Here is a 25,370-nt window from a genome sequence, read left to right on the forward strand (position 1 = left end):
TGAGGGCACGCCCGGCATCCCATCACTCTTTTCAGTGACCGCCCAGTTCATCGAACTGGTGGTAAATCAGGGCGGCAGAGAGCACACCCGGCATCGCCTGTATCGCATCAATGGCCGCCATGATCGGCCGCTGGCTCGGACCTTCCAGGGTCACGACCAGCTTGCCCTCGTCACTGATGGCGTGGATCTCGGCCCCTTCAAGGGCGCCAATCTGCTCGGCGAGCTGATGGCGCAAAGGGGGCTGGGTCAGCACCACCAGACTCGATACATGGAACTCCTGATCCATTGTGGCTTCTGTGTCACACGGCTTCTGACTCATTCTGACTCCTGCTTGAGGGTGGACTGGCTCGTAACACCGGATGGGGCGGCTCGCCCATCGACCTTGATGCTGCCAACCGGACAATCCTGCACGCAGGCGCCGCAGCCATTACAGCGATCCGGCTCGACCGTCGGGGTGGGCACACGCCCCAGCACCGGAATAAAGCGAATGGCATTGGGCTCGCAGCTGTCCTGACAGCGCTGGCAAAACACCTGACCATTGGCCAGACAGTTGGCCTCGATATGGGCCTTGTAGTGCCAGGGGGACTCGCTGGTCGGGCGAAACAGCGGCACCTTGCAGACCGTGACGCACTCGGTGCAGAAGGTGCATTCGCCACGCTGGAAATCGACCACCGGAAAACCGCCCTCGCCATTCACCAGGATCTGCTCCGGACAGGCGGCCAGACAGTCCCCGCAGCGGGTACAGTCGGCGACAAATGCCGACCAGTTGACTGACCAGGGCAACTGCACCGGCGGTTCGGCGGTTCTCAGCCGCCCCCGGAACAGGCCGCGGCGGGCAAGATCGATCTCATCCGGCATGTTGACTCCTGTTCTGGTGAAAAAGGGGACAGTGCGAGTCCATGATTGGCATTCTTGATACCAATTATAAGAGTGGGTGTATATTGCGGCCCTGACAAGGTAAGGGATATACCACCAGGGAGATAAACAGGGGGGATTCTTGCGCCAGATCAAAGCGTTGCAGCGCAATAAAAAAGGAGGTATCGGTTAAAATACCTCCATGTGAGGATTGCTATTTAATCGTTGGCGATTTTTGCGGTTATCCGCCGATCGAGGCGAGATGAGGGGTGATTCCGGCATTGCCCTCATGGAGACGATGGGTGGCACTCTTGCCCGCCAGTGCCGCGCGAATGCGCTGTTGCAGCTCATCAGATTGCCCATCTGCGCCGAGCAGATCCCGCAAGTCGATACCGTTGTCGCCAAACAGGCACAGATGCAGCTTCCCCAGCGAGGAGACCCGCAGCCGGTTGCAACCGGCACAGAAATCCTTGCTGTAGGGCATGATGAGCCCCACCCCACCTTGCGAATCGGGGTGCATAAAGACCTGCGCCGGACCGTCATCCGTGCCCCGCAACTGCTGCACCCAGCCGCTCTCCAGCAAGCGCTGTTTGATCTGTTCACCGCTGACATGGTGGTCACGAAACAGGGTATCCATCTCGCCGGTCTGCATCAGCTCGATAAAGCGCAGCTCGATAGGCTTGTGCCTGATCCAGCCCAGAAAGGCATCGAGCTGGTAGTCGTTGAGCCCCTTGAGCAGCACCGCATTGATCTTCACCGATTTGAAACCGGCGGCCAGTGCTGCTTCGATCCCCTCCATCACTTCGGCCAGCTTGTTCTCGCCGGTGATCTGGTGAAACTGGCGCGGGTCGAGACTGTCGACACTGACATTCAGCGCGTTGAGTCCTGCATCAAACCACTCCTGAGCCCGCTCCTTGAGGCGATAGCCGTTGGTGGTCATGGCGACCTTCTCGATGCCCGGGGTGGTGGCAATCACCTTGACGATCTCGGTGAAATCGCGGCGCAGGGAGGGCTCGCCCCCCGTGATGCGCACCTTGCGGGTACCCATGGCGGCAAAACCGCTGACCACGCGGCGGATCTCGTCAATCGAGAGAAAGGGTTGACGCCCCGCTTTGTGACCTTCTGGGGGGCGATAACCGTCAGGCAAGCAATAGGTGCAACGGAAATTGCACACATCGGTCACTGACAGACGCAAGTAGTAAAAACGACGGGAAAAACCATCTTCAAGTGGCAACATAAACACCTTTCCAAATACGGGAGGCCAGGGCATTTCTTTCCTGACCCTTACAGCTCGAACGTCGGCTGACGGCTGGTTTCCCCCTATCGCTAGGACTTAGGCAAAACCGCTCGGAGTTCATCTAGTTTTTCGATGCTAACACAAGTTGGAGTACACTCCCACGCATCTTGCGGGGTCCTTATCACTATTCAGAGGTGCGCATCAGTATGGGAAAACGGTTCAGGGTCCATTCGGTCAGCAGTGCCATTGGCCGCGCCATGGTGTTGATCCTCTTCATGGCCAGCCTGATCGCGCTGGTCGCCATGGTCACCCTCTTCTACTCGGTACCCGATGCCAAGGCGATCAACCTCTCCGGTTCGCTGCGGATGCAGGCCTACCGGATGGCCTACGAAATCGAGCGGGGCGACAGCGTGCTGGGGCGCCTCTCCCAGTTTGAAGAGACCCTGCACGCCGAAGAGCTGCAGGAGACCCAGCGCTGGATCACTCCTGCCTCCCTGCGTCGCACCTATGGCGAGGTGCTCGGCCAGTGGCAGGTGATGCGCCAGCACATCGAGGATCGTACCCCCAGACGGTACACCGATAACACCGAGCAGTTTGTGGCGGCCATCGACAATTTCGTCAATCAGATGCAGTACCACGTGGAATTCAAGGTGCGGATGCTGGCGCTTGCGGAGGGGCTCGGCCTGCTGGCCATCATCACCATCGCCTGGTTCACGGTGCGCTTCACCCGTCAGCAGGTGGTCGCCCCCCTCAACCAGCTGGTCTACTGTGCCCGCCAGATCCAGCGGCAGGATTTCGATCTTAAGCTGCCCGCCCACGGCGAAAACGAACTGGGGGAGCTATCGCGCGCCTTCGTCACCATGGCCGATGAGCTGGGCAAACTCTATCGGGAGCTGGAAAACAAGGTGGAAGAGAAAACCGCCAAGCTGCAACAGGCCAACGACACCCTCTCGTTTCTCTACTCGACCGCCCAGAAGCTGCACGCCGCCCCGCTCAGTACCCGTACCCTCATCAAACTGCTGGACCGCGCCGCCGCCCACCAGCATATCGACCATATCCGGCTGACCCGCTTCGAACACAATGCCATGCCAGTCTACATCTCGGGGCGCACCGGCTGGCCCGGCGATCTCGATGCGGTCGCCAGCTTTTATCTGCAGATGGATGAGCAGGAGTTCGGCCGCCTCGACATCATCAGCCAGCACCCCATCGATGAGCGGTTGATTAAAAACTTCACCATGCTGCTGGCTCAGGTGCTGCACAAAGACCAGACCCTGCTGCAACAGCAGCGACTGCTGCTGATGGAGGAGCGGGCGGTGATCGCCCGCGAGCTGCACGACTCGCTGGCGCAAGCCCTCTCCTATCTCAAGATCCAGTCCACCCTGCTCAAGCGCTCTTACGCCAAGGGGCAGCATGACAAGGCGCAGGAGGCGATGCAGCAGATCGACGAGGGGCTTAGCAATGCCTATACCCAGTTGCGCGAACTGCTCGGTACCTTCCGTCTCACCATTGGCGATGCCAATCTGGGGGAAGCGATCCGCGTCATGCTTGATCAACTGCAGCCTCAGACCCAGGCCGAAATCCGGTTCCATTACGGACTGGCCGACAACGACCTGGAGGCGGGCCAGCATATCCACATTTTGCAGTTGATCCGTGAGGCAGTGCTCAATGCCATCAAACATGCCAACGCGCAAGTGATTGATGTTAGCTGTGAGACCCTCGCCAGTGGTAACATTGAGGTTCAGATTTCAGATGACGGTGTCGGGATCGGACTCGCCAGCTCGGCGATCAACCATTACGGGTTGAGCATCATGAACGAGCGCGCCAGCAAACTGCACGGTCTGCTGACCATCAACGAGCAGCAACCACAAGGCACCTGCGTGCATCTGACCTTTCCCACCAGTCTAACGAGAGACGCCTGATGGACGAGATGAAATACACAGTTCTGGTCGTAGATGACCATCCCCTCATGCGCAAAGGGATTGTGCAGCTGCTGGCTCTGGAAGAGAACATGGAGGTGACCGGTGAAGCCTCCAACGGCACAGATGCCGTGGCGCTGGCCAAAGAGTCAGAGCCGGATCTGATCCTGCTCGATCTCAACATGAAGGGGCTCTCCGGCCTCGATACCCTCAAGGCGCTGCGCGCCGAGGAGATCACCTCCCGGGTAGTGATCCTCACCGTCTCCGATGCCCGTCAGGATGTGGTGGCTTTGCTCAAGGCCGGTGCCGACGGCTACCTGCTCAAGGATACCGAGCCTGATCTGCTGCTGGCCCAGCTGGCCGACGTGATGACCGGCAAGCAGATCCTGAGCGAACCGCTGCGCCCCTATCTCGAAAACATCTACGAGCTGGATCACCTGCAGCAGAAGCTGGAAAGCTTAACGCGTCGCGAAATGCAAATCCTGCGCGAAATTGCAAAAGGCCTCTCCAACAAACAGGTCGCCTCGGTACTCCATATCTCCGAGGGAACGGTCAAGGTTCACGTGAAGAGCCTGCTGAAGAAACTCGAGGCGCAAAGCCGCGTGGAAGCGGCTGTCATGTATCTGGAGCAGCGCAACTAAGCGCCCTCAACCGCCCGAAAAGCCACCCTCCGGTGGCTTTTTTCATTCTCTGGCACAGTCGCTGCATTATCATATTCAGCAACTACTCAATGGAGGATGGAACATGAAACTACAACCTTTGGCACTGTTCCCCTTGCCTTCCCACATACTGCCGGGCGGCAAGCTTCCTCTGCGTCTGTTCGAGCCACGCCACCTGCAGATGCTCAAGGAGTCATTCATCAACGATCAGGGCTTTGGCATCGTGATGGAAGAGTCGACCACCTCGGGACAATCCGGCCGCATTCTGCCGGTGGGCACCCGGGTCAAGGTGACTGACTTCTACAGCCTTAATGATGGCCTGCTGGGAGTGACGGTGCTGGGACTGGAGCGCTTCTGCATCCACGAGATGGAAACAGACGAGATGGGCCTGCGCCGGGCCAAGGTGGAGATGCTGCCCAACTGGCCGAGCACCCACTCAGATTTCAACGACAAGCTGCTGGTCAATCGCCTGCGGGAAGTGTTCGAGCAGTATCCGGAGCTTGATGAGCTCTATCCGGACAAGCGCTTTGAAGATGCCGCCTGGCTCTGCCAGCGCTGGCTCGAGATATTGCCGATGCCGATTTATGAAAAGCAGATGCTGATTGCCAAACAAAACAGCGAAGCGGCCCGTAAATTTCTGCATCGCCTGATTTCACAATGACAAAAACAGCGTTGCAAAATGCAATTATTCCAACAATGAAAATGTGAAATTCGCATTTTGCGAGTAAGTAGGAACGCAAAACGCCATAACAAGAGAGAGCCGCTGCGCTAAACGGCCAAAATTGAACACAAAAGAGTCCTGAAAAAGTTGGCACAGATTTTTCATATAGATTGATACAACCCGATTTATCCCGTGCTCTCTTCAGTATTTGCTGAAGAACTGGTCAACCCACAAAGTTGACCATTTTTTTTATCCGCGCGTCGGCAACCGCTGACCAAAGTGACGCTGCAAACACTCTCTCAACCGTGACAAGGTGATAGGCTTGGCGAGAAAGTCATCCATCCCCTGCGCCAGACAGCACGCCTTGTCCTCCGCCATCGCATTGGCCGTCAGGGCGACGATAGGCATGGTGCATCCCAACTCACGCAAGCGTCGGGTCGCTTCCAGTCCGTCCATCAGGGGCATCCGCATATCCATCAGGATCAGATCCGGGAGCTGCTCATCCACCTGCGCCAGCGCTTCCAGACCATTGGCAGCCAGCCGAACCTTGCCCACCAGTTTTTGCAGCATCAGCGACACCACCAGCTGATTCACCGGGCTGTCCTCCACCACCAGCACATCCAGTGGCAACAGTGCCGAAGCCCCCTCCTCCCGCTGCGGCTGGCTATGGCAAGGCAACGCCATGCCGGGCAGTTCGAACCAGAAACAGCTTCCCTTGCCCGGCTCGCTCTTCAGGTGGATCTCTCCCCCCATAAGCGTCACCAGACGCTTGCTGATGGCAAGACCGAGGCCGGTACCGGAAAAACGCCGGGTGGCCGAGTTGTCGACCTGGGAGAAGGGTTCAAACAGCAGCGCCTGATCCGCATCAGCGATACCGATCCCGGTGTCGGAGACCGAGATCAGCAGCTTCTCATCCTGCCAACCCAGGTGCAGTGTTACCTGCCCCTGCTCGGTAAATTTGAGGGCGTTGTCCAGCAGATTGCCCATCACCTGTGACAAACGCATCGGATCCCCCTGCAACTCCCGGGGGACCGACTCATCGACCCGATAAACCAGCGCGATCCCCTTGGCGGTCGCGCGAGCTTGCAGCGGCTCGACCAGAGATTGGCAAAGCTGGACGGGTTGCAGGGTCTCGCAGTGAAACACCAGGGTTTGCGACTCGATTTTCGAAAAATCGAGCACGTCGTCGATGATGGTTTGCAGCAATCTGGCCGAGTGGGTGGCATGGCGCAGCAGGCTCTGTTGCTCCGGCGCCAGCTCGGCATGCTGCACCAGATCGAGCATCCCCAACACCGCATTCATGGGCGAACGGATCTCGTGGGTCATCATGGCCAGAAACTGGGACTTGGCACGGTTGGCCGCTTCGGCCTCATCCCGTGCCCGCGCCAGCTCCTCTTCACGGCGGATCTGGTTGCTGATATCCCGGGCAGTGCCGCGATAACCGATAAACAGACCATCATGGTCAAAGCAGGGCTCGGCGCTCACCTCCATCCAGCAGGGGCCGTGTTGCAGCGCGACCTGCATCCGCACCCCTCGCACCGGCTGGCGCAGCGCCAAAAGCTGCAGATATTTCTGGGCATCGCAGCTCTGCTTGTTGCAGACGTAGTCATAGAGGGTCGGCCGGGTCGCCTGCGGGGTCATCTCATCCAGATAACCCGGCTCTGAGGCGTAACTGAGGCGATGCTCGGCATCTGTTTCCCAGAACCAGTCAGAAGCCATGGCGGCGAAGCTGCGAAAACGGCGTTCGCTGGCCTGCAGCGCCTCGGTTTTTACCGCGACCTGCTCCTGCAAGCGGGCCCGATAGGTGATGTTGACCAGCGCCTGGGCGATAAGAGGACGGCAACGCTCCATGGCGGCCTTGCTGGTGAGATCGAAGGTGCCCGCCCGAGCGTGGCGGCAGATGAGGGTGGCGGTAAAACCGGGGGCCTGCAGCCCGGTCAGCATCACGCTGGCCCAGCCCGGCTCGCTCGCCAGCGGCGCCAGCTCGGGCAGCTGGGCGGGATCGTAAATCACCAGGGTTTCACCCGAGATGGCGCGGGCAAATGCCGGGGTCATGCGCCAACTGCAGGCTGATAGCATTGGCTCGGTACTGAGGTGGGTACTTCCCTGCTCCCCTTCCCAGGCCACCACATCAGCGTGCTCAAAGCCGATAAAGGGTTTGAGCACCTGGATAAGGCTCTCCAGCACCTGCTCCAGCGTCTTGGCATCGGCGAGGGTGGCAACCCCACCCAGCAGGGTCTGGGACTCGTGACGATACTTGGCCTCGCGCTCGCGGCAACGCATAAGGTCGACCAGCGTGGTCTGCAATTTGTCGCCGAGGGCTTCCAGTTCACTGTTGCCAATCATCTTGCTGCCTGCTCTGTTATGTTCTGCCGACTCAACGGGTCAGGAAAATCACGCTCGATACCATCAGGTTGCCGTGGGCCAGCTCGCCATTGGGCAGCCGCCCCTGCTCGCCGAAGGTAAAGGGAGTGATAAAAGGGATCTTGCCGAGGCGAGCCTGGCTCTGCTCGACAAATTGGCACAACATATCACCTAGCGCCAAACGGCAACCAGCACAAAAGATGATGAGCGCGCCGATAGGCTGCAATTCCACATCGACCCCATACCCAGGCTCGATACGCATGGCATTGAGGCTACGCTGCAGCAACCCTTCCTGACTGCTGTACATCAACAGCAGACGCTCTCCTTGCACCACATCGGTAAAGAGCCGCAGCCCGCCCTGTTCGGTCACCGCTTCGGGGTGGGAGAGTTTGTAGTAAGGAATGCCATCCAGCGCTCCCACCTGACGGGCCAGCGGGGTGAGCGTGGTCTCCCGCAAAATCGCCCCTACCGGCCAGGGCTGCTCGCGCCCGCACCAGCGGGCATAGACCTCGGCGGCAGGTTGGTGATCGATGGTGAGTACCTCCCGCCCGTTGCAGCTGGTGATCTCTCCGCTGAATTCGGCAGGCACGTAGCCCGAATGAAACTGAAAGGCCAGCTGGCAATCGGGATAGAGCACCGCCAGACCGATGCCATCCTGACTCACCGCCTCATCCCAGCAGAGTTGCCAGTCACCGCTGACGCTGTTATCTGCCGCGGACCCACCGACCACCGGCACCGAGGCACCGAGTTCGGCCTCGATACCGGCCAGCAGCCCCTCTTCCTTGCCGGGACTGGCATGAAACAGGATCAACTGGGGCAGCTCACCTGGCCGACCACAGTCGCTCATGGCTCGGCGCAGCAACTGTCGCACATCCACCCCGTCACCGCTGGCACCGGCTACCCCGAATGCCCCTTTCTCATCGTACAGAGCAGCAACGGCCAGCCCATATCCGTCTCGGGCGTGGTGTCCCATCTCGGTCATGACACCACCGCAAGAGCTGCACCCAAGCAGGCGGGTCGTCGGGAACTGGCGTTTGAACGCGTCGCGCAGTATCGCCCCCTCATGGGCCTGGGTAAAATAGAGTAACAGCAGGGAGGGGGCCTGATCGGCATGGTGGCGCAGCTGCGCGCAGATATCTTGGGCCGCCAGCGATGAATTCTGGGCGAGGGAGTGAACGGTCAGAAATTTCAACACCATCTCCTTGTTTTATCGAATGGCAGCCTCAAGCAAAAATCATACCTTTATCAAACAATTATCTCGCTTCGCTTGCTAACATAGCGGTCAACTGAGACCAATGACAGGACGCCCATATGTGGCAAAAAAACATCAATGACTTCGATCGGGTCGTTGCCATCGGTGGTGGCCACGGCATGGGACGAGTGCTTTCGTCCCTCTCGTTTCTCGGTCAACGGCTCACCGGCATCGTCACCACCACAGATGATGGCGGCTCGACCGGACGCCTGCGCAAGAGTCAGGAGTGCATCGCCTGGGGCGATCTGCGCAACTGCCTGAACCAGCTGGTGACCGATCCCAGTATCGGCAGCCTGTTGTTCGAATACCGCTTCGCCGGCAAAGGCGAGCTGGCGGGCCACAACCTTGGCAACCTGATGCTGCTGGCGCTCGATAATCTCTGTGTCCGTCCTCTTGATGCTATCAAGCTGATCAGTGACATGCTCAAAATCGAGTCACAATTGCTACCCATGTCTGAATTTCCCACCGATCTCTGCGCCCATATGGAGTGTGGCACCCAGATCCTGGGAGAGGTATCCATCGATCAACTGGCAACACCGCCCCTCTCCCTCGGCCTGATGCCGGAGGTGCAAGCGACCCGGGAAGCGGTGCTGGCACTGCAGCAGGCGGACATGATCATTCTTGGGCCGGGCAGTTTTCTCACCTCCATCATGCCGCCACTGCTGCTGGCCGAGATCGCACAGGCCATCAACGAGAGCAGCGCCATGCTGGTTTTCGTTTGCAATCTGGTGGCGGAAAACGGCCCTGCCAGTCAGCTGGATCTGATGAGTCAATGTCGCTGGCTGGAGTCCCGGGTCGGCCAGTGTCGGCTGGATGCCATCCTGGCCCCACAGGGCGCGGGTGACGCGGGGGACTGGCAAGGGCGTGTGATCGAAGCCGAGCTGGGCGAGCTTGAGCTGCCCCATCGGCATGATCGATTGAAGCTGAAACTGGCGCTGGACCGGACCATCCAGCAACTGCTCAACCAGCGTTAGGCAACGGTCACAGCGCCCCGGCATCCCTGCATGGCGCCGTTACTGATAATCGGCAAGAAACGCGAGCACCTGGGGCAAGGAGGCCTCCAGCAGTTGCAACTGGCGCTCTGCCTCGGCCACATCGGCCTGCTTGCTGGCCATCTCCAGCGCCATCACCTGCTGATAACTCGGTATGGCGCCGTAGCTGCCACAGGATGATTTCATGCTGTGCGCCACCCGAGCCAGCGCCTCCCACTCTCCCTGTTCATAGAGGGGTCTGAGCTGACTCAGCTGCTCGCCCACCTCTTCAATAAAGACTGCGATGACCACGGGCAGCATATCCGGACCGATATCCTCTGCCAGCTGCTGCAACACCTTGCGATCCACCCACTCCATGCGAGGCTCCTCCAGAACGGTATTCAAACAGACCATACTATAGATAGTTTTCGATGTCGTGGCTCACGACCAGGCAGTGATGAAGCACCCGATTGGATGGCTCAGGGAATAAAGTGGCAAAAAATGTGATCAGTATCGAAATAGCGATGCTGAAACGCCCGTCAAGACAACAACTTGATTGCCACAAATTAACAATTGATCAACACTCAATGCCGTCAGAGTGATGATGCTCAGCAACACCTCTCATCCCTTTTGCCTTTTATGGCTGCTGCGAAGAACCAGGGTAGGTATCTACCCTGGTATTTTTTTATCTTGCTCAAGCGCGACCTGGTTGGTCGCCACACGCTCCCCCATGCGAAACAGATTGAATTCGCCGGGCGCCATTTTGACCCAATTCTCATTGCCGGTCAGCGGACGGGTGGTGATCAGGGTCACCACATCGTTGGGGGTGGTCTCCCTTTGAAAGTCGATCACCACCTCCTCATCCAGCAGGCTCGCCTCGCCAAAGGGCGCACAGCGAGTCAGCCAGTGCAGGTTGTTGCTGCAGTAGCTCATCACATACTCCCCGTCCGAGAGCAGCATGTTGAACACCCCGAATGCTCTGAGCTCGTCACACAGGGTAGCGAGATAGCGAAACATGGCGGGAAAGTTGGCCGGACGCTTGGGATATTTTTGCTCCAGCCGATCGAGCAACCAGCAGAAGGCGTGTTCGCTGTCGGTATCCCCCACCGGCCGGTGGCGGCCGGTGGGCAGCTTCTTGTAGCCGGTCAGCTGACCGTTGTGGGCGAAGGTCCAGTAACGGCCCCACAGCTCACGGGTAAAGGGGTGGGTATTTTCCAGTGACACGCAGCCACGGTTGGCCTGCCGAATGTGGCTGACCACAGCGCAGCTCTTGATGGGCAGCGCCTGTACCAGTCTGGCGATGGGAGATTGGGCACTGGGCTCGGGATCCTTGAAGGTGCGAAAGCCCTTCCCTTCGTAAAAGGTGATCCCCCAGCCATCCTTGTGGGGCCCGGTCTTGCCGCCGCGCAGCATCAACCCGGTAAAGCTGAAGCAGATATCGGTCGGCACATTGGCACTCATGCCGAGCAGTTCGCACATATCCGGCAGACTCCTTTCATGATTTGGCTTGTGTCATGTTCGACCAGCACGCTGGTTCGACAGACAGCAGGGGAAGGCGCAATCCCTTCCCCTGTGACTGGCAACAACCGATCGATGGCGAACCATGCTACCGGCGCAGCCCTAGTCTGGTCGCAATAGCCTGATTACTTGGCCATCTCTTTTTCGACCAGCTGGATCAGGATGTGGATCACCTTGATGTGCACTTCCTGAATACGGTCGGCATAGCCAAAGTGCGGAACCCGGATCTCGACATCCGCCAGACCCGCCATCTTGCCGCCATCCTTGCCGGTCAGGGCGATCACTTTCATCCCTTTGGCGCGGGCAGCCTCGATGGCTTTCAGGATATTGCCGGAGTTGCCGCTGGTGGAGATACCAAGCAGCACGTCGCCACGGCGGCCAACCGCTTCTACGTAGCGGGAGAAGACATAGTCATAGCCAAAGTCGTTGGAGACGCAGGAGAGGTGGCTCGGATCTGAGATGGCGATACCGGCATAACCCGGGCGGTTCTCGCGGTAACGACCGGTCAGCTCTTCGGCAAAATGCATGGCATCGCAGTGGGAGCCGCCATTGCCGCAGGAGAGCACCTTGCCCTCTTCTTTGAAAGAGTCAGCCAGCAGTTTGGCGGCCGCTTCGATGTTTTTCAGGTTCTGCTCATCAGCCAGGAAGGCCTGCAGCACGCTGGCAGCTTCGGTCAGTTCATTGCGGATCAATTCTTGGTACATGATGTCTCTTCCACTGTTTTTAGTGTGCGTGTAGATCGCGGCTATTCTCGCACAAGCGAATCGCACAGTCGCCCCCCTGCGAGCCACAGCGCTGGCGGCGCGTGAGCGTTATGGGGATCACAGAGAGAAGGTAATGAAGATGTAAACAGCTTGATAACTTTGTGCGTATGAATTACAACAGGGGCCATATCCAACAGGTCAGACCTCTGGATCAGTTACGCCACGTTGGCAATCTTTCACGCAAGGAGCAAGCAATGACGACGACCCTCACTCTGCTCGGGGTGATCTTGGTTATCGGAGCCCTGGCCTATCGCCGGGCATCCCTGTTCATCTCCACCCTGGTCACCGGCGCCGCCCTGGTGCTTGGCGCCATCTATGGTCATGTGCCCTTGCTGGTATGGGCGCTGTTCGCGGTGATCGCCATCCCGCTCAATCTGGTGGAATTTCGCCGCAATCAAATAACCAAGCCGCTGTTCAAGATCTACAAATCGATCATGCCGGAGATGTCCCGCACCGAGAAAGAGGCGATTGAAGCGGGCACCACCTGGTGGGAAGCCGATCTGTTCGCGGGCAACCCGGACTGGAAAAAGCTGCACGCCATCCCGGTCAGCACCCTCTCTGCCGAAGAGCAGGCCTTTATGGATGGTCCGGTCGAGGAAGTGTGCCGCATGGTGAGCGACTGGGAAGTGACCCACGAGCGCGCGGACCTCTCCCCCGAGGTGTGGCAATACCTGAAGGACAACAAGTTCTTCGCCATGATCATCAAGAAGAAATATGGCGGTCTGGAGTTCTCGGCCTACGCCCAGTCATGTGTCCTGCAAAAACTGTGCGGCGCCAGCGCCGTGCTCGCCTCTACCGTCGGCGTACCCAACTCGCTGGGCCCGGGCGAACTGCTGCAGCACTACGGCACCGACGAGCAGAAAGATTACTACCTGCCCCGCCTGGCGGTAGGTAAAGAGATCCCCTGCTTCGCCCTGACCAGCCCGGAGGCAGGTTCGGACGCCGGTTCCATCCCCGATTTTGGCATCGTCTGCAAGGGCGAGTGGGAAGGCAAAGAGGTGCTCGGTATGCGCCTCACTTGGAACAAGCGCTACATCACGCTCGCCCCCATTGCTACCGTGCTGGGTCTCGCCTTCAAACTGCGTGACCCCGAGCACCTGCTGGGTGAAGAGGAAGAGCTCGGTATCACCTGCGCCCTCATTCCCACTCACATCAAGGGTGTCGGCATCGGCCGTCGCCACTTCCCGCTCAACGTGCCGTTCCAGAACGGCCCGACCCAGGGCAAGGATGTGTTCGTCCCGCTCGATTTCATCATCGGTGGCCCGGCCATGGCCGGTCAGGGCTGGCGCATGCTGGTCGAGTGTCTGTCAGTCGGCCGCGGCATCACCTTGCCCTCCAACAGCACCGGCGGTGTCAAGATGCTGGCCCTGGCGAGCGGCGCTTATAGCCGCATTCGTCGCCAGTTCAAACTGCCCATCGGCAAGATGGAAGGGATTGAAGAGCCGCTGGCCCGCATCGGCGGCAACGCCTACATCATGGGCGCCGCAGCCAACCTGACCGTGACCGGTATCGACCTTGGCGAGAAGCCGTCGGTCATCTCCGCCATCGTCAAATACCACCTCACCGACCGTGCCCAGAAGTGCATCATCGATGCCATGGACATCCACGGTGGCAAGGCCATCTGCATGGGCCCCAACAACTATCTGGCCCGCGGCTATCAGGGTGCGCCCATCGCCGTTACGGTGGAAGGGGCCAACATCCTGACCCGCAGCATGATCATCTATGGTCAGGGCGCTATCCGCTGCCACCCGTATGTACTGCCGGAGATGCTGGCCGCCAGCCACCCCGACAAGGAGCAGGCGCTGAAAGATTTCGACAAGGCAGTATTCAGCCACGTCGGCTTTGCCATCAGCAACCTGGTGCGCAGCTTCTGGCTCGGTATCACCGGCGCCCGCTTTGCCGCGGCCCCTTACAAGGATCAGACCAAGGGCTACTACCAGCAGCTCTCCCGCCTCTCGGCCAACCTGGCCTTCCTGTCAGACATGGCGATGGGCACCCTGGGTGGCGAGCTCAAACGCAAGGAGCGGGTCTCCGCCCGTCTTGGCGACGTGCTGAGCCAGCTCTATCTCGCCTCCAGCGCCCTCAAGCGCTATCAGGACGAGGGACGCCAGCAGGCCGACCTGCCGCTGCTGCACTGGGCACTGCAAGATGCCATGTTCAAGGCACAAGAGGCGATCGACGAGCTGCTGCGCAACTTCCCGAACCGCTGGATTGGGCTTGCCCTGCGCGCCGTGGTGCTGCCGCTGGGTCGTGACCTGAGCCGTCCGTGCGACAAGCTGGATCAACAGGTTGCCCGTCTGCTGCAAACCCCGAGCGAGACCCGTAGTCGCCTGGCCAAGGGGCAGTATCTGACCCGCGAAGAGGGCAACCCCTTCGGTCTGCTGGAGCAGGCGCTCGATGACGTACTGGCCGCCGAGCCGCTGTTCGAGAAAGTCTGCAAGAGCGATGGTATCAAGCGCCCCTTCATGGCGCTGGACAAGGTGGCCGACATCGGCCTGGCCGCTGGCGTACTGACCCAGAGCGAAGCGGAGCTGCTGCGCCGCGCCGAGGTAAGTCGCCTGCGCACCATCAACGTCGATGATTTTGACCCCATCGATCTGGTGGCCAACAAGAAGCTGTTTGAAGCCTCCGCTTACCATCACGCGGCCTGATAACCAGCTATCGACAACGCCTCCCTTGTGGAGGCGTTTTTTATGGGCGCTCACCACTATTCAAGGCCCGAACAGTCACCACTCGCACGCACAGCTCCCCCGACCAGCTGCTGGCCCCGTGTGGTCAGCCGGGAAAAAAGGCACAATAGCCGACAAATCGAATCACCAAGGAAGCCAAGATGACCCTTGAGCACCTGATCCTGTGGCGCCGCGACCTGCACCGCCTGCCGGAAGCCGCCTGGAAAGAGTTTCGCACCACCAGCCTGATTGCCCACCACCTGAGCGAGCTAGGTTATCGCATTGTGCTTGGCGACAAACTGCTGGCCAGCAATCTGATGATGGGCCGTGATGTGGATGTGGCGGCCGAGAAGGCTCGCGCCCGCCGTCAGGGGGCCCATCCCGACTGGCTGGAGCGGATCGGCGATGTCACTGGCCTGATGGGAGAGCTGGACACCGGCCGTCCCGGCCCGACCCTGGCCTTTCGCTTCGACATCGATGCGGTGGAGGTGGAAGAGTCCGACGCCGAACAGCACCAACCGCAGCAAGAGGGTTTTGCCTCCCACAACAAGGGGTGGATGCACGCCTGCGCTCACGATGGCCACACCGCCATCGGCATGGGGCTGGCCAGCCAGCTGATGGCGATGAAGGAGCAGCTTTGCGGCCGCATCAAGCTCTTCTTCCAACCCGCCGAAGAGGGGTGCCGCGGTGGCAAGGCGCTGGCTGCCGGTGGCGCACTCGATGACGTGGATGCACTGCTTTCGCTCCATATCGGTATTCACGCTGGCAGCGGCGAGCTGGTGATCAATCCCACCGAATTTCTCTGCTCCACCAAGTTCGACGTCCACTTTATGGGCATCGCTGCTCACGCCGGGCTCGAGCCCAATGCCGGCAGCAATGCGCTGGCCGCCGCCTGCATGGCCACCACCGCCATGCTCGGCATTCCCCGCCACCGCGATGGCATGACCCGCATCAACGTCGGCCAGCTTCACGCTGGCAGCGGCCGCAACGTCATCCCCGATCATGCAGAGCTGCGCGGTGAAACCCGCGGCGCCGATAGCACGCTCAACGACTACATGTTCAGTCAGGTACAGCGCATCGTCGAAGGGACTGCCCTCGCCCACTGTGTCACCTATCGCATCATCAAGCAGGGTGAGGCCATTGCCCTCGACAACAGCCCGGCACTGCAGGCCGAGCTGGCGGCGCTGGCCCGCAAGCAGGGACTCGCCACCATCCAGACTCGCCGCTTTGGCGCCAGCGAAGATGCCGGTTTTCTGATGGAGCGGGTGCAAAAGCAGGGGGGCGAAGCGGCTTACCTCATCCTGGGGGCCGATCTGGCGGCGCCGCACCATCACAACGAATTCGATTTCGATGAGCGGGTGATGCAAAGCGGGGTAGAGCTACTGGCCGCCTGGGCCCGTGCACGACTGGGTGTGGCAGAAGCAGCCCTCTCTTGATATCCCCTCGGCAAGCTCACCGGCTAACGGGATCAAAAAAAGGCGCCTAGGCGCCTTTTTTCTGCAAGAAAAACCTGAGCACTACTCGCGGTGCTTGCGATGCACATCGGGGCGACCACCGGTCACGCTATCGGCTCTCCCCTCCTCTTTGGCCTTCTCGGCCCGCTTTTTGCGCATCTCGCGGGGATCGGCGATGAGCGGGCGGTAGATCTCGATACGATCGCCGTCGTGCAGCGGCTCGCTCCCTTTCACCGGGCGGCTGTAGATACCGAACTTGTTGACCGCCAGATCGATCTCGGGGTGTTTTTGTACGATGCCGGACTGCTCGATGGCTGCCAGCACGCAGGTCTCGGGCGCCACCCGCAGGGCAATCACCGTCTGCTGCTGCGGCAAGGCATAGACAACCTCGATGTTGAGCTGGTCAGACACCGTAGACCTCCTTCGCCCGGTTGGAGAAGGCGGAGACCATGGAGCTCACCAGATCGCGGAACACCTGACCAAATGCCACCTCGATAAGCTTGGAGGTAAACTCGAAATCGAGATCAAACTCCACCTTGCAGGCATCCACATCGAGCGGGGTAAAGGTCCACCAGCCCGCCAGCTTGCGGAACGGGCCATCCACCAGCTCCATCCTGATCTGACGGTTCACATCCAGCTGATTGCGGGTAGTAAAGGTCTTGGCAATCCCCGCCTTGGCCACATCGACCGACGCCATCATGTAGTCATCGCCAGCCTCGTGGACACGGCTGCCGACACAGCCGGGCAAAAACTGCGGATAGGCATCCACATCGTTAACCAACTTGAACATCTGTTCTGCACTGAACATCACCAGGGCACTGCGCGTAATTCGGGGCATGGCTTTTCCTCATCCAATCGGCGCGATTTTATCACCATGTTTGGGGTTGTGGAGGTAAAACCTCAGCCAAACGCTCAGAAAGCCACCACTTGACCTGCTGCGCGTTTTACAGCCGCCCCTGCCTACGTATAATACGAGCCTCCTAGTCATTGCCGGAAATCGCCCGTCATGAGCAAAAAAAACAGTAAAAACAAAGCCGGGTCCAGCACCATTGCACTCAACAGAACCGCGCGCCACGAATACTTCATCGAAGAGAAGATCGAAGCGGGTCTGTCCCTGCAAGGGTGGGAAGTCAAATCCCTGCGGGCGGGCAAGGCCAACATCAGCGAAGCCTATGTCATCTTCCGCGATGGCGAGGCCTATCTGTTCGGCTCCAGCTTCCTGCCACTGCAAGCGGCCTCCAGCCACGTGGTATGTGACCCGACCCGCACCCGCAAACTGCTGCTGAGCCGTCGTGAACTCGACAAGCTCGAAAGCCTGATCGCCCGTCAGGGCTACACCATAGTTCCCCTCGCCCTCTACTGGAAACAGTGCTGGGTCAAGGTCGAGATCGGCCTGGTGAAGGGCAAGAAAGAGCACGACAAGCGCGAAGATACCAAGGCCCGCGAATGGGATCGGGAAAAAGCTCGCATCATGAAGAACAAGCATCGCGGCTAACCCACTACTGGCAGGATCAGAACGCCAGTTCACCTTCCCCCGGCGCAGCTGGCTCTTCAGGCTCAGCTGCGTACAATAAATCGGCAAACAGACTGGCTGCCAGAGGGAATGGGTATCAACGCCTTGCTATGACAGCATTTTTGCGTACAATCGCAATTAACAACTTGGGGCTGATTCTGGATTCGACAAGATTCACGAAACCCAAGGTGCATGCCGAGGTGCGGTAGGCCTCGTTAATAAACCGCAAAAAAATAGTCGCAAACGACGAAAACTACGCACTAGCAGCTTAATAACCTGCATAGAGCCCTTCTACCCTAGCTTGCCTGTGTCCTAGGGAATCGGAAGGTCATCCTTCACAGGATCGTGTGGAAGTCCTGCTCGGGGCGGAAGCATTAAAACCAATCGAGCTAGTCAATTCGTGGCGTGTCTCTCCGCAGCGGGTTGGCGAATGTAAAGAGTGACTAAGCATGTAGTGCCAAGGATGTAGTAATTTTGGACGGGGGTTCAAATCCCCCCAGCTCCACCACCTGCTAAAGCCCTGATTCGTCAGGGCTTTTTCTTTATGGCTGGTCAGGGAGTGACACACTGAGGTGTCACATATGCTCTATCCCGGTCTCATCAAAAACCACTGTGGTGTCTACTGCTACCGCCTGATCTTCCCCCCGGCCCTCCGCCAGTACGGAGCTCCTCGTGAGACCCGTTTCTCACTCGGCACAAAAAATCGCGCTAAAACGGGAGAATTGTGGATCCATGCTTTCAAAATTGGCAGGCTCCTACTTGTAGTGGTCAACTAAATCCGGACACTTGGTTAGGCCGATCTTCGGCTTTTGCTGGCGGTATCCCATTATTGTGGTGATGTGGACGCCGCCAGTTGTAGTAATCCATCAGGTAATAACTGATATCTCGTTTCGCCTCTCGCAAGCTCATATATCCCATAGCCGGGAGCCACTCTGACTTCAGGCTTCTGAACAGTCGCTCCATCGGGGCGTTATCCCAGCAGTTTCCACGACGACTCATGCTCTGGGTTATGCGATAACGCCACAGTCGTTGCCGAAATGCCCGGCTGCCATATTGGCTGCCCTGGTCGGAGTGAAATAGCACACCGGATGGGCAACCCCGCTACTGATAGGCCATCTCCAGTGCTTTGATTGCCAATTCTGCATCAGGTTTATCAGACATCGCCCAGCCCACGACCCGCCGGGTGTACAGGTCAAGCACCGCTGCCAGGTAATACCAACGACCACCTGCCCAGACGTAGGTGATATCACCACACCTGATTGGGTTGCTGGACATCAAATTCGCGGGCCAGCAGATTGGGAGTGCCCGGTCGTTCAGACCGAGCGACCTGATAGCGATGAGCGCCCGGTTGCTTGGATACCAGACCGGCTTCCTTCATCAGGTTACGTACTTTGAATCGACCAATCTGATACCCCAACTCCCGCATCATCGACATCAAGGCACGGCTGCCTGCCGAGTTCCGGCTCACTTTGAACAAACGGCGCAACTCACAGCGATGCTGCATGCGCTCACGGTTAATCGTCCGCCTGCGAGCCAGATAGTCGTAAAAACAGGATGTTGGAACATCGAAAGCGCAGCAGACCAGGGTGATGGGGGCTTGCTCCCTTAATCGGTCTATCAGCGCGTACGTGTGAAGTCGTCCGACATCAAGAGAGCAGTAGCCTTTTTTAGAATGACCTTTTCACGTTCGAGTCGGTTGATACGGGCTTCCAGCTCCTGGATTTTCTGCTGCTCAGGAGTTAGCGCTTTGCTGATTGGGGTTGTGCCACTGCGTTCGGATTGCAGTTGCTGAACCCAGCGACGAAGTACGGTTTCACCGACGTCCAGTGAACGGCTGGCTTCGGGGACTGAATATCCCTGGTCGAGCACCAGGGATGCGGCTTCGAGTTTGAATTCGGCAGTAAATGAGCGACGTAATCTTGTCATTGAACACCTCAAGTCATGGTGGCGACTGTACCACCTAAAATGGTGTCCGGGATGATTAGACCACTACATTATTACCCTACATTAAAATTTCATTGAACCTTGCAAAGTGCGAAGTTTAAACGATTAGCTACCAGTCTCTCAATGCAGAGTGGTCGCAATCTCAACGTAACACCAAACATCGAGGCATCTGAACGGCAAGATTACGGGTAGGTTACGGGGGCGATCCTGACAAATCCTGTGCCTTGGGAGATATGCCCTAACAGGCTATAGGTTGCAATCTGTTGGGCCCAGTGTTGGGCCAATTAACCATATAAAACAAATGGTTAGCTTCGATGAGAAGCTAACCATTTGTTTTATATGGTGCCGATAAGGGGGATCGAACTCCTGACCTTCGCATTACGAATCCAGATCTTTAGAGAGTCATCACGTCTCACGAAGATCCAAGGTAAAATAAAAAATAATTTAAAATCAATTGACTAAATTAAAGCTAAAGCCTCAGATTGTCTCATTCAGTTCCACGCCATATCATCACAAAAGCGGGGTATGTAGAGGGGTATGAAACATGGTGATCAAGCTACTCAATACAGCTACAGAAGTCTCTGCAGCGAAATTGAAAGAGGGAGCAATAGTGCAGCGGTTTGCTGTTCAGTCCAAACATGGCGGTGGCTTGAAGTTGGAGATTAGAGCAAATGGCTTAAAGCGATATATCTATCGTTACAAATTGGCAGCAAAGGAAGGAGAGTTGTTACTGGGGAGTCATCCCGCGATGAGCCTAGCCTCCGCTAGACTCGCTCATGCCGATGCTGTTGCTTTGGTGAAACAGGGTATTGATCCGCGCCAAGCTGCGAAAAAGGCCAAGCTCAAGAACACTGAGATGCCAACATTACGAGACGTGTACAGTGATTGGTTGGTTATGCGGGCCCAATCAAAGCCTATAGGGACTCGAACACTAACTGACTACGAGGGAACTTTTTCACGTCATATTGAAAAATCTTTAGGTAGCCTTCGAGTCTGTGATTTGTCTCGTGCCATCTTGTATGAGCATTTTCGCAATATAGAGACCAAAGAAGGTGCGCGCAAAGGATTGATCGTGTTGAACCAGTGCTTAGACCACGCTGTTCTTCAGGGACATATAGAAATCAACCCAGCTCGGTTACTCAAACCAGCGATGTTTGGTGCGTCCATGCCGCCCCCCCGTGAACGATGGCTGACAAAGGATGAGTTAAGGCTGTTGTGGGTGGCATTGGAGAAAGCAACTCAGGGGGCTGGTGCTATTGCCGCTGGTGGGCGTGGAATCGCCTCTAACGTGGTTTTATCACTTGCCGTTGCTGATTGTTTACGACTGATATGTTTGACTGGTGTACGGCGTTCTGAGGCTGTGGCAATGCGTTTTGATCAAGTCACAGGAGATCGCTGGACAATACCAGTGACTAAAAATGGACGTGCACATGTGGTGACGCTTCACCCATTGGCGTTAGAGATCATTGAACGACAAAAGGTACTATCACAAGGTCCATTTGTATTCGAGTCTACTAGTAAAACGGGCAACCCAGTAACTGGTGATGCTGTTACCAGAGCATTAGAGCGGGTTCGGCTAAAATATCTCGCCGAATTAGAACCATTCAGTCCACATGACCTACGTCGAAGTGTTGCGACTGGGGTTGCTGAGTATTTAGATGCCCCAGAACGCCTTATTGAATTGCTACTAAATCACGTGCCAAAAGATCGCCTGATTAGAACATACCAGGTTGGAGGTATGGCAGATAAGTTGCGGGGATTATTCTTATCCTGGGGGCGATTTTTGGAGTCAGAGATTACAGGTAAAACAGGAGAAAGGAATTCAAGGAATGTGGTTACCGTTGAATTTCGAAAAAAATAATTAGCGACCTCTAAAAGTTACATTTTTCTTCTATGTTTCATCACTAAATTACAATACATGGAAAATTAGAACTAAGTTTAGATTAATAAAAAACTAGCACAATAGCCTATCTAGGCATCGCTTAATCTCTGATTTCAGACTTTTTTACTAAGGCAGCTCTGCGTTGTTCGCCGTTTTCAAGATGTTCTCGGTGAACGGCTGAGGCAATCCGATTTACCACACTAAAACAGATGATTAATCCAAAATAAACAATCCAATCAGAGTTTATTTCCAGCAAAGCTGGCTTTTTTGGCATGAAAATCCACCATTGAAGAGATATAACTTTTAAAAGCGGAGAAATGAGGCATTTAATTGTGAAAGGAGCAATCTATTAAGCCAGACAGTTAATTTTTTTCTAAATGCCATTCAGTACAAAAATTGACTAACAATATCACTATTAATTATGGTAATACTATTAGGTTTTTTGTGTGTCGGTCTTGTATATGGATTTATTTTATATACTGGTACAATCACAGTTTTATTTTCATGAGTTATGATAGGTATCCAACAAAAAACACCTAGCTTTTTACTCGCACGTTCAATGCCTCTAATACCTAAAGGCATAAGGTCAAGCACATTGATTAAAATAGCCTCTTCAAAATTGAAATAATATTCATCATAGAAACAATCCTTTGCCAGTAATATAATACCATTTCCAGCTGCTACCTTTCCTTTTTTTATTGATGGAGAACCGTTAGTAACTATCGGTTCTTTGTGCTCAAAAACATCTCGTTCAAAGTAGATAAAGATAGCGTATTTTGCATCGCTGTACATCATCATCTTTTGGCAAATGCTCTCAATATGCCGACGTTCAACTTTCCCGATACCATTGTCTCTACGTGTGTGACGTTTATATTCTTTAATACTATCTAAACCATGTAGACTATCAAAATCAAATCCTTTAGCTGACTGAAGTTTGTCATGCCAGATACTGAGGCAATGCTTTTCTGCGGCAACTTCAGCTCGTTGGAGTGGAATGTCACGCTGATAAATTTTATTTAAGAGTCGATTTTCTAATTCATTTGCACTGTTATGGTGATAAGTAATACTTTTAAGAATAGGTACGCAGGCATCTAGTATTTGACTTACTGCCCTTGAACGGGAAATCCCTTTTATACTCTTGTAATTATCTAGTGCATGCAATGTCTCTAGTTTATCTAGATTTATATTTATTCGATTATAATCATCTGGGCGTTTAGCCATATTTAAATCTACCTATAAAGTCAGCTTTAAAAAATTCTATCACCAGCTAGATCTGGCTACTAATCAGAACTACAACATCACATAATGTCATCAGACTGGATTAATCGTACCTCAATGAGATGGTGTTGTTCACGACAGTAATCTAACACTTCAGTACAAGCAATCCCAGCGTACCTACACCTTACCTTACTTGTGCAAAAATAAAAAAATGAACAATAAAAATTTCAAAGTATTGATATTTAACAAAAAAAACGACGTGCCAGTCAGGTTCGGTTGGAATCTCTGTAGGGCGGGGTAGACACATTTATACCTGCAGAAAAAAGGCGTCAATCGAACCTCCGCGTGAGCTGGAGGGCGCCCTTGATTTTTTGGCAGTGTTACCTATTGGAAGTGGCTGAATGTTATGGCTCCATCGAGATATCAGTGATTACTAGATAGAGTCCCTAAGAAAAACCATGAGAGCACGCCAGCTAGCTATCGTTCAACGCACTACTAGCAGGAGCCGAGAATCCACTTAACAGATGACTATGGTTTATCCCCCACACCTATTTTTTACGTGAGCACCACGTCTTATGGACGACAAAGGAGCTCATCATGAAACTACTTAAATTGAAAGATGTCATCGCAATGACATCACTATCTAAGGCATCAGTTTATCGTCAGATGAAGGACGGGAAATTTCCCGCATCAGTCAAGATCGGCCCAAGATCTGTTGCTTGGATTAGCTCTGAAATAGAGTCATGGATTGAAGAGAAAATAAATCTTCGCTAGGGCTAATTTCTGAATAATAATTTGAACAAATTAGCTTGTTGCTCATGCTACAAGTCTTGTCCTATCTGGGATAAGAGTTTTCTGGCTGGTTTGATATTCAATGCATTTGTGTAGGCAATAGTAATATATGTTTTAAGTTGAATGGATGTGTATATTTAAATGTAATGGCACCTTCATTGGAAGTATATTGACAGCCTATGAATCTGCCTGCTTGAACCATGCTAAGCAATAGCCATCACTTATCATGGCAGTTTAATTACTCTATTCCGTATTCAAAGAAAGTGTTAATCGCATCTATACACAAACTATCCTGGTGATTACACCAGTTAATAGACCGTGTTTGAAACATACTACGGCACTATCCGCAAAATACATCCATCACGATTTAAACCTTCAATGTCTATCAAAAATCTATTGGGAGAGTTCAAATGTCTATTTCTATAGAAGAGTATGTCCTGCTTGCTCAGCAGTTCTACGAAGGTCGGAACTATAGCTTTAATGTGGATAATTTAGAGAAAATCCTCTCTGTATCGGAGAGCGCTCTTAAGCATTACCCCAGAGTGTTTTCCTTTCGAGTTGATCTCCGTTTTCAACAAGACCCTGCTTTTGGAATGTATTTAGCATTAAAACCTGAGGCGGGCTCAAGGATAATTAAAGAGTTCTTCTCTAGGCTTAAACGGCTCATTGAGTGCGATGAGTCAGAACGACGTTATGAAGGCAAAAGGGTTCATTCGACTGATATTAGATACGTTTGGGCTAAGGAGCAAACAGCCGGTGCTCCCTGTCCTCACTATCACATGATGTTTTTTTTAAATAGGGCTGCTTACTACAAATTAGGTAATTATGAATCTGAAAGAATGAACCTTGCTAATAAAGTAAGAGTAGCGTGGCACAGCGCTGTGAGTGATGAAAATATCTCTCTGCAAGATTGTAAAAAAAAGGGATTGGTGCATTTTCCCAATAATGCTGAGTATCTCATTGAGCGGAATGATACCGAGTCACTCAAGAAGATGCTTGTGCGGACAGCCTATCTGGCTAAAAACGAGACAAAGAGACGCGGAGAAGGATACCGCTGTTTCGGGGGGAGTAACATTTGAAGGCTTATTGGTGTTGATAAAAAGACTTTTACTGCAGTTTTAGATGGCATCAGATCCGGGAGTTTCTGCTCCCGGATCTGTTAAGCTAACCCTCATTTGTTATCGCATCAGTTGGAGTAATCCAAGGCAGACTATTCCCCTCCCTTCACCCTGACCCACGCCATGTTGAGTCGGGTGGCGGAGATCGCCGAGTTGGTGGGGCAGTGGCGGTTTGCTCAGAGCTCCCAGGTGCCGATGCTGCGTCGAGAGAACCGGATCCGCACTATCCAAGCCTCCTTGGCTATAGAGCACAATACCCTGAGTGTCGAGCAGGTGGCGGCAGTGATTGAGGGGAAGATTGTGCTTGGGCTTCCCCGTAAGATCCTGGAAGTTAGGAATGCGTTTGCTGCCTATGAGGCAATGCCTGATTGGGAGCCTGCTTCAGTGGGGGCATTTGGTTCTCATTGGTTACTTATGTGTGGACTTTGTGATTATGCCAATCATCCAAGCCACGTCCTAGAAACTGTCTTTGAATTCGCCATTTGGATCAATCTTTGATGACGGGAGGCGTTGTTGCCCAAATCAACGAGCAAGTCATGACTTCCCCAGCTCCTGGTTACCGTTACACTCGAGGCTTTCTGAC

The 25,370-nt window shown here is 55.2% G+C and carries 22 protein-coding genes, 1 other RNA gene, 1 pseudogene and 1 riboswitch; of the genes and pseudogenes, 12 read left to right on the top strand and 12 right to left on the bottom strand.

Annotation, left to right across the window (positions count from 1 at the left end; all coding sequences use genetic code 11):
- Window positions 1-31: 31 nt before the first annotated feature.
- The 3 genes from G5193_RS09135 to moaA form a co-directional block, all read right to left on the bottom strand.
- Window positions 32-286: a chaperone NapD gene (locus G5193_RS09135; protein ID WP_064341022.1), complete on the bottom strand. Its 255-nt coding sequence runs from the start codon at window positions 284-286 to the stop codon at window positions 32-34.
- Between the two features lie 29 nt (window positions 287-315).
- Window positions 316-858, bottom strand: a complete 543-nt coding sequence (gene napF, locus G5193_RS09140) for a ferredoxin-type protein NapF (protein ID WP_139410607.1) — start codon at window positions 856-858, stop codon at window positions 316-318.
- Window positions 859-1,096: 238 nt separating this feature from the next.
- Complete coding sequence (gene moaA, locus G5193_RS09145; RefSeq protein ID WP_041202199.1) at window positions 1,097-2,092, bottom strand: GTP 3',8-cyclase MoaA; 996 nt, start codon at window positions 2,090-2,092, stop codon at window positions 1,097-1,099.
- A riboswitch (molybdenum cofactor riboswitch) is annotated at window positions 2,080-2,220 on the bottom strand. (Overlaps the previous gene by 13 nt.)
- A 78-nt stretch (window positions 2,221-2,298) precedes the next feature.
- Between moaA and narQ the strand changes: the two genes are divergently transcribed.
- The 3 genes from narQ (at window position 2,299) to G5193_RS09160 (ending at window position 5,328) form a co-directional block, all read left to right on the top strand.
- On the top strand, window positions 2,299-4,011 hold the full coding sequence (gene narQ, locus G5193_RS09150) for a nitrate/nitrite two-component system sensor histidine kinase NarQ (RefSeq protein WP_201937096.1): 1,713 nt from the start codon (window positions 2,299-2,301) through the stop codon (window positions 4,009-4,011).
- A complete protein-coding gene (gene narL / locus G5193_RS09155; protein WP_005334471.1) occupies window positions 4,011-4,649 on the top strand; it encodes a two-component system response regulator NarL in 639 nt (212 codons plus the stop codon). The genes narQ and narL overlap by 1 nt, the downstream gene beginning before the upstream one ends.
- A gap of 103 nt (window positions 4,650-4,752) precedes the next feature.
- A complete protein-coding gene (locus G5193_RS09160; protein WP_201937094.1) occupies window positions 4,753-5,328 on the top strand; it encodes an LON peptidase substrate-binding domain-containing protein in 576 nt (191 codons plus the stop codon).
- Between the two features lie 249 nt (window positions 5,329-5,577).
- On the opposite strand, the gene G5193_RS09165 is transcribed toward G5193_RS09160, so the two are convergent.
- Window positions 5,578-7,674, bottom strand: coding sequence for an ATP-binding protein (locus G5193_RS09165; protein ID WP_421205854.1), 2,097 nt, complete (start codon window positions 7,672-7,674; stop codon window positions 5,578-5,580).
- Between the two features lie 31 nt (window positions 7,675-7,705).
- Window positions 7,706-8,890, bottom strand: coding sequence for an FIST signal transduction protein (locus G5193_RS09170; RefSeq protein ID WP_421205855.1), 1,185 nt, complete (start codon window positions 8,888-8,890; stop codon window positions 7,706-7,708).
- A gap of 113 nt (window positions 8,891-9,003) precedes the next feature.
- Between G5193_RS09170 and G5193_RS09175 the strand changes: the two genes are divergently transcribed.
- Entirely contained in the window at window positions 9,004-9,918 is a 915-nt protein-coding gene (locus tag G5193_RS09175; RefSeq protein WP_421205856.1) for a gluconeogenesis factor YvcK family protein, read from the top strand.
- Window positions 9,919-9,957: 39 nt separating this feature from the next.
- Here G5193_RS09175 and G5193_RS09180 read toward each other — a convergent pair whose 3' ends face one another.
- The 3 genes from G5193_RS09180 to lpcA form a co-directional block, all read right to left on the bottom strand.
- Window positions 9,958-10,293, bottom strand: a complete 336-nt coding sequence (locus G5193_RS09180) for an Hpt domain-containing protein (RefSeq protein WP_019446543.1) — start codon at window positions 10,291-10,293, stop codon at window positions 9,958-9,960.
- Window positions 10,294-10,584: 291 nt separating this feature from the next.
- Entirely contained in the window at window positions 10,585-11,394 is an 810-nt protein-coding gene (locus G5193_RS09185) for a class II glutamine amidotransferase (protein WP_005353514.1), read from the bottom strand.
- Window positions 11,395-11,558: 164 nt separating this feature from the next.
- Window positions 11,559-12,137 (bottom strand): D-sedoheptulose 7-phosphate isomerase, encoded by a 579-nt coding sequence (lpcA, locus tag G5193_RS09190; protein WP_005334485.1) that lies wholly within the window; start codon window positions 12,135-12,137, stop codon window positions 11,559-11,561.
- A gap of 254 nt (window positions 12,138-12,391) precedes the next feature.
- On the opposite strand from lpcA, the gene fadE reads away from it, so the two are divergent.
- Together fadE and G5193_RS09200 are read left to right on the top strand one after the other, a co-directional pair.
- Window positions 12,392-14,848, top strand: a complete 2,457-nt coding sequence (gene fadE, locus G5193_RS09195; protein ID WP_421205857.1) for an acyl-CoA dehydrogenase FadE — start codon at window positions 12,392-12,394, stop codon at window positions 14,846-14,848.
- A 179-nt stretch (window positions 14,849-15,027) separates the two neighbouring features.
- Complete coding sequence (locus tag G5193_RS09200) at window positions 15,028-16,302, top strand: amidohydrolase (protein WP_421205858.1); 1,275 nt, start codon at window positions 15,028-15,030, stop codon at window positions 16,300-16,302.
- 81 nt (window positions 16,303-16,383) lie between these two features.
- Here the strand turns inward: G5193_RS09200 and G5193_RS09205 are convergent, their stop codons facing one another.
- The gene (locus G5193_RS09205) at window positions 16,384-16,731 is read right to left on the bottom strand and encodes an RnfH family protein (protein ID WP_005353535.1); all 348 of its coding nucleotides are present in this window, start codon (window positions 16,729-16,731) and stop codon (window positions 16,384-16,386) included.
- The gene (locus tag G5193_RS09210) at window positions 16,724-17,158 is read right to left on the bottom strand and encodes an SRPBCC family protein (RefSeq protein ID WP_005334496.1); all 435 of its coding nucleotides are present in this window, start codon (window positions 17,156-17,158) and stop codon (window positions 16,724-16,726) included. The genes G5193_RS09205 and G5193_RS09210 overlap by 8 nt, the downstream gene beginning before the upstream one ends.
- A 168-nt stretch (window positions 17,159-17,326) precedes the next feature.
- On the opposite strand from G5193_RS09210, the gene smpB reads away from it, so the two are divergent.
- Together smpB and ssrA are read left to right on the top strand one after the other, a co-directional pair.
- Window positions 17,327-17,815 carry an SsrA-binding protein SmpB gene (smpB, locus tag G5193_RS09215; RefSeq protein ID WP_005334498.1) on the top strand — a complete coding sequence of 163 codons (489 nt, stop codon included), beginning with the start codon at window positions 17,327-17,329 and terminating at the stop codon, window positions 17,813-17,815.
- A gap of 166 nt (window positions 17,816-17,981) precedes the next feature.
- Window positions 17,982-18,341, top strand: a transfer-messenger RNA (tmRNA) gene (gene ssrA, locus G5193_RS09220).
- A gap of 260 nt (window positions 18,342-18,601) precedes the next feature.
- On the opposite strand, the pseudogene G5193_RS09225 reads toward ssrA, so the two are convergent.
- Window positions 18,602-19,759, bottom strand: a pseudogene (locus G5193_RS09225) (IS3 family transposase).
- Between the two features lie 562 nt (window positions 19,760-20,321).
- Here G5193_RS09225 and G5193_RS09230 point away from each other — a divergent pair.
- Entirely contained in the window at window positions 20,322-21,638 is a 1,317-nt protein-coding gene (locus G5193_RS09230) for a tyrosine-type recombinase/integrase (protein WP_081298733.1), read from the top strand.
- A 405-nt stretch (window positions 21,639-22,043) separates the two neighbouring features.
- Here the strand turns inward: G5193_RS09230 and G5193_RS09235 are convergent, their stop codons facing one another.
- Window positions 22,044-22,880 carry a hypothetical protein gene (locus G5193_RS09235; RefSeq protein WP_198505938.1) on the bottom strand — a complete coding sequence of 279 codons (837 nt, stop codon included), beginning with the start codon at window positions 22,878-22,880 and terminating at the stop codon, window positions 22,044-22,046.
- Window positions 22,881-23,474: 594 nt separating this feature from the next.
- Between G5193_RS09235 and G5193_RS09240 the strand changes: the two genes are divergently transcribed.
- The 3 genes from G5193_RS09240 to G5193_RS09250 all read left to right on the top strand — a co-directional run bounded on the left by G5193_RS09240 (window position 23,475) and on the right by G5193_RS09250 (window position 25,285).
- On the top strand, window positions 23,475-23,651 hold the full coding sequence (locus G5193_RS09240) for a helix-turn-helix transcriptional regulator (protein ID WP_179902166.1): 177 nt from the start codon (window positions 23,475-23,477) through the stop codon (window positions 23,649-23,651).
- Between the two features lie 428 nt (window positions 23,652-24,079).
- Complete coding sequence (locus tag G5193_RS09245) at window positions 24,080-24,748, top strand: inovirus Gp2 family protein (protein ID WP_410741851.1); 669 nt, start codon at window positions 24,080-24,082, stop codon at window positions 24,746-24,748.
- A gap of 162 nt (window positions 24,749-24,910) precedes the next feature.
- Complete coding sequence (locus G5193_RS09250) at window positions 24,911-25,285, top strand: hypothetical protein (protein ID WP_410741850.1); 375 nt, start codon at window positions 24,911-24,913, stop codon at window positions 25,283-25,285.
- Window positions 25,286-25,370: the final 85 nt, after the last annotated feature.

The organism is Aeromonas sp. 601027 (assembly GCF_049174455.1).
GTDB lineage: Bacteria > Pseudomonadota > Gammaproteobacteria > Enterobacterales > Aeromonadaceae > Aeromonas > Aeromonas veronii_A.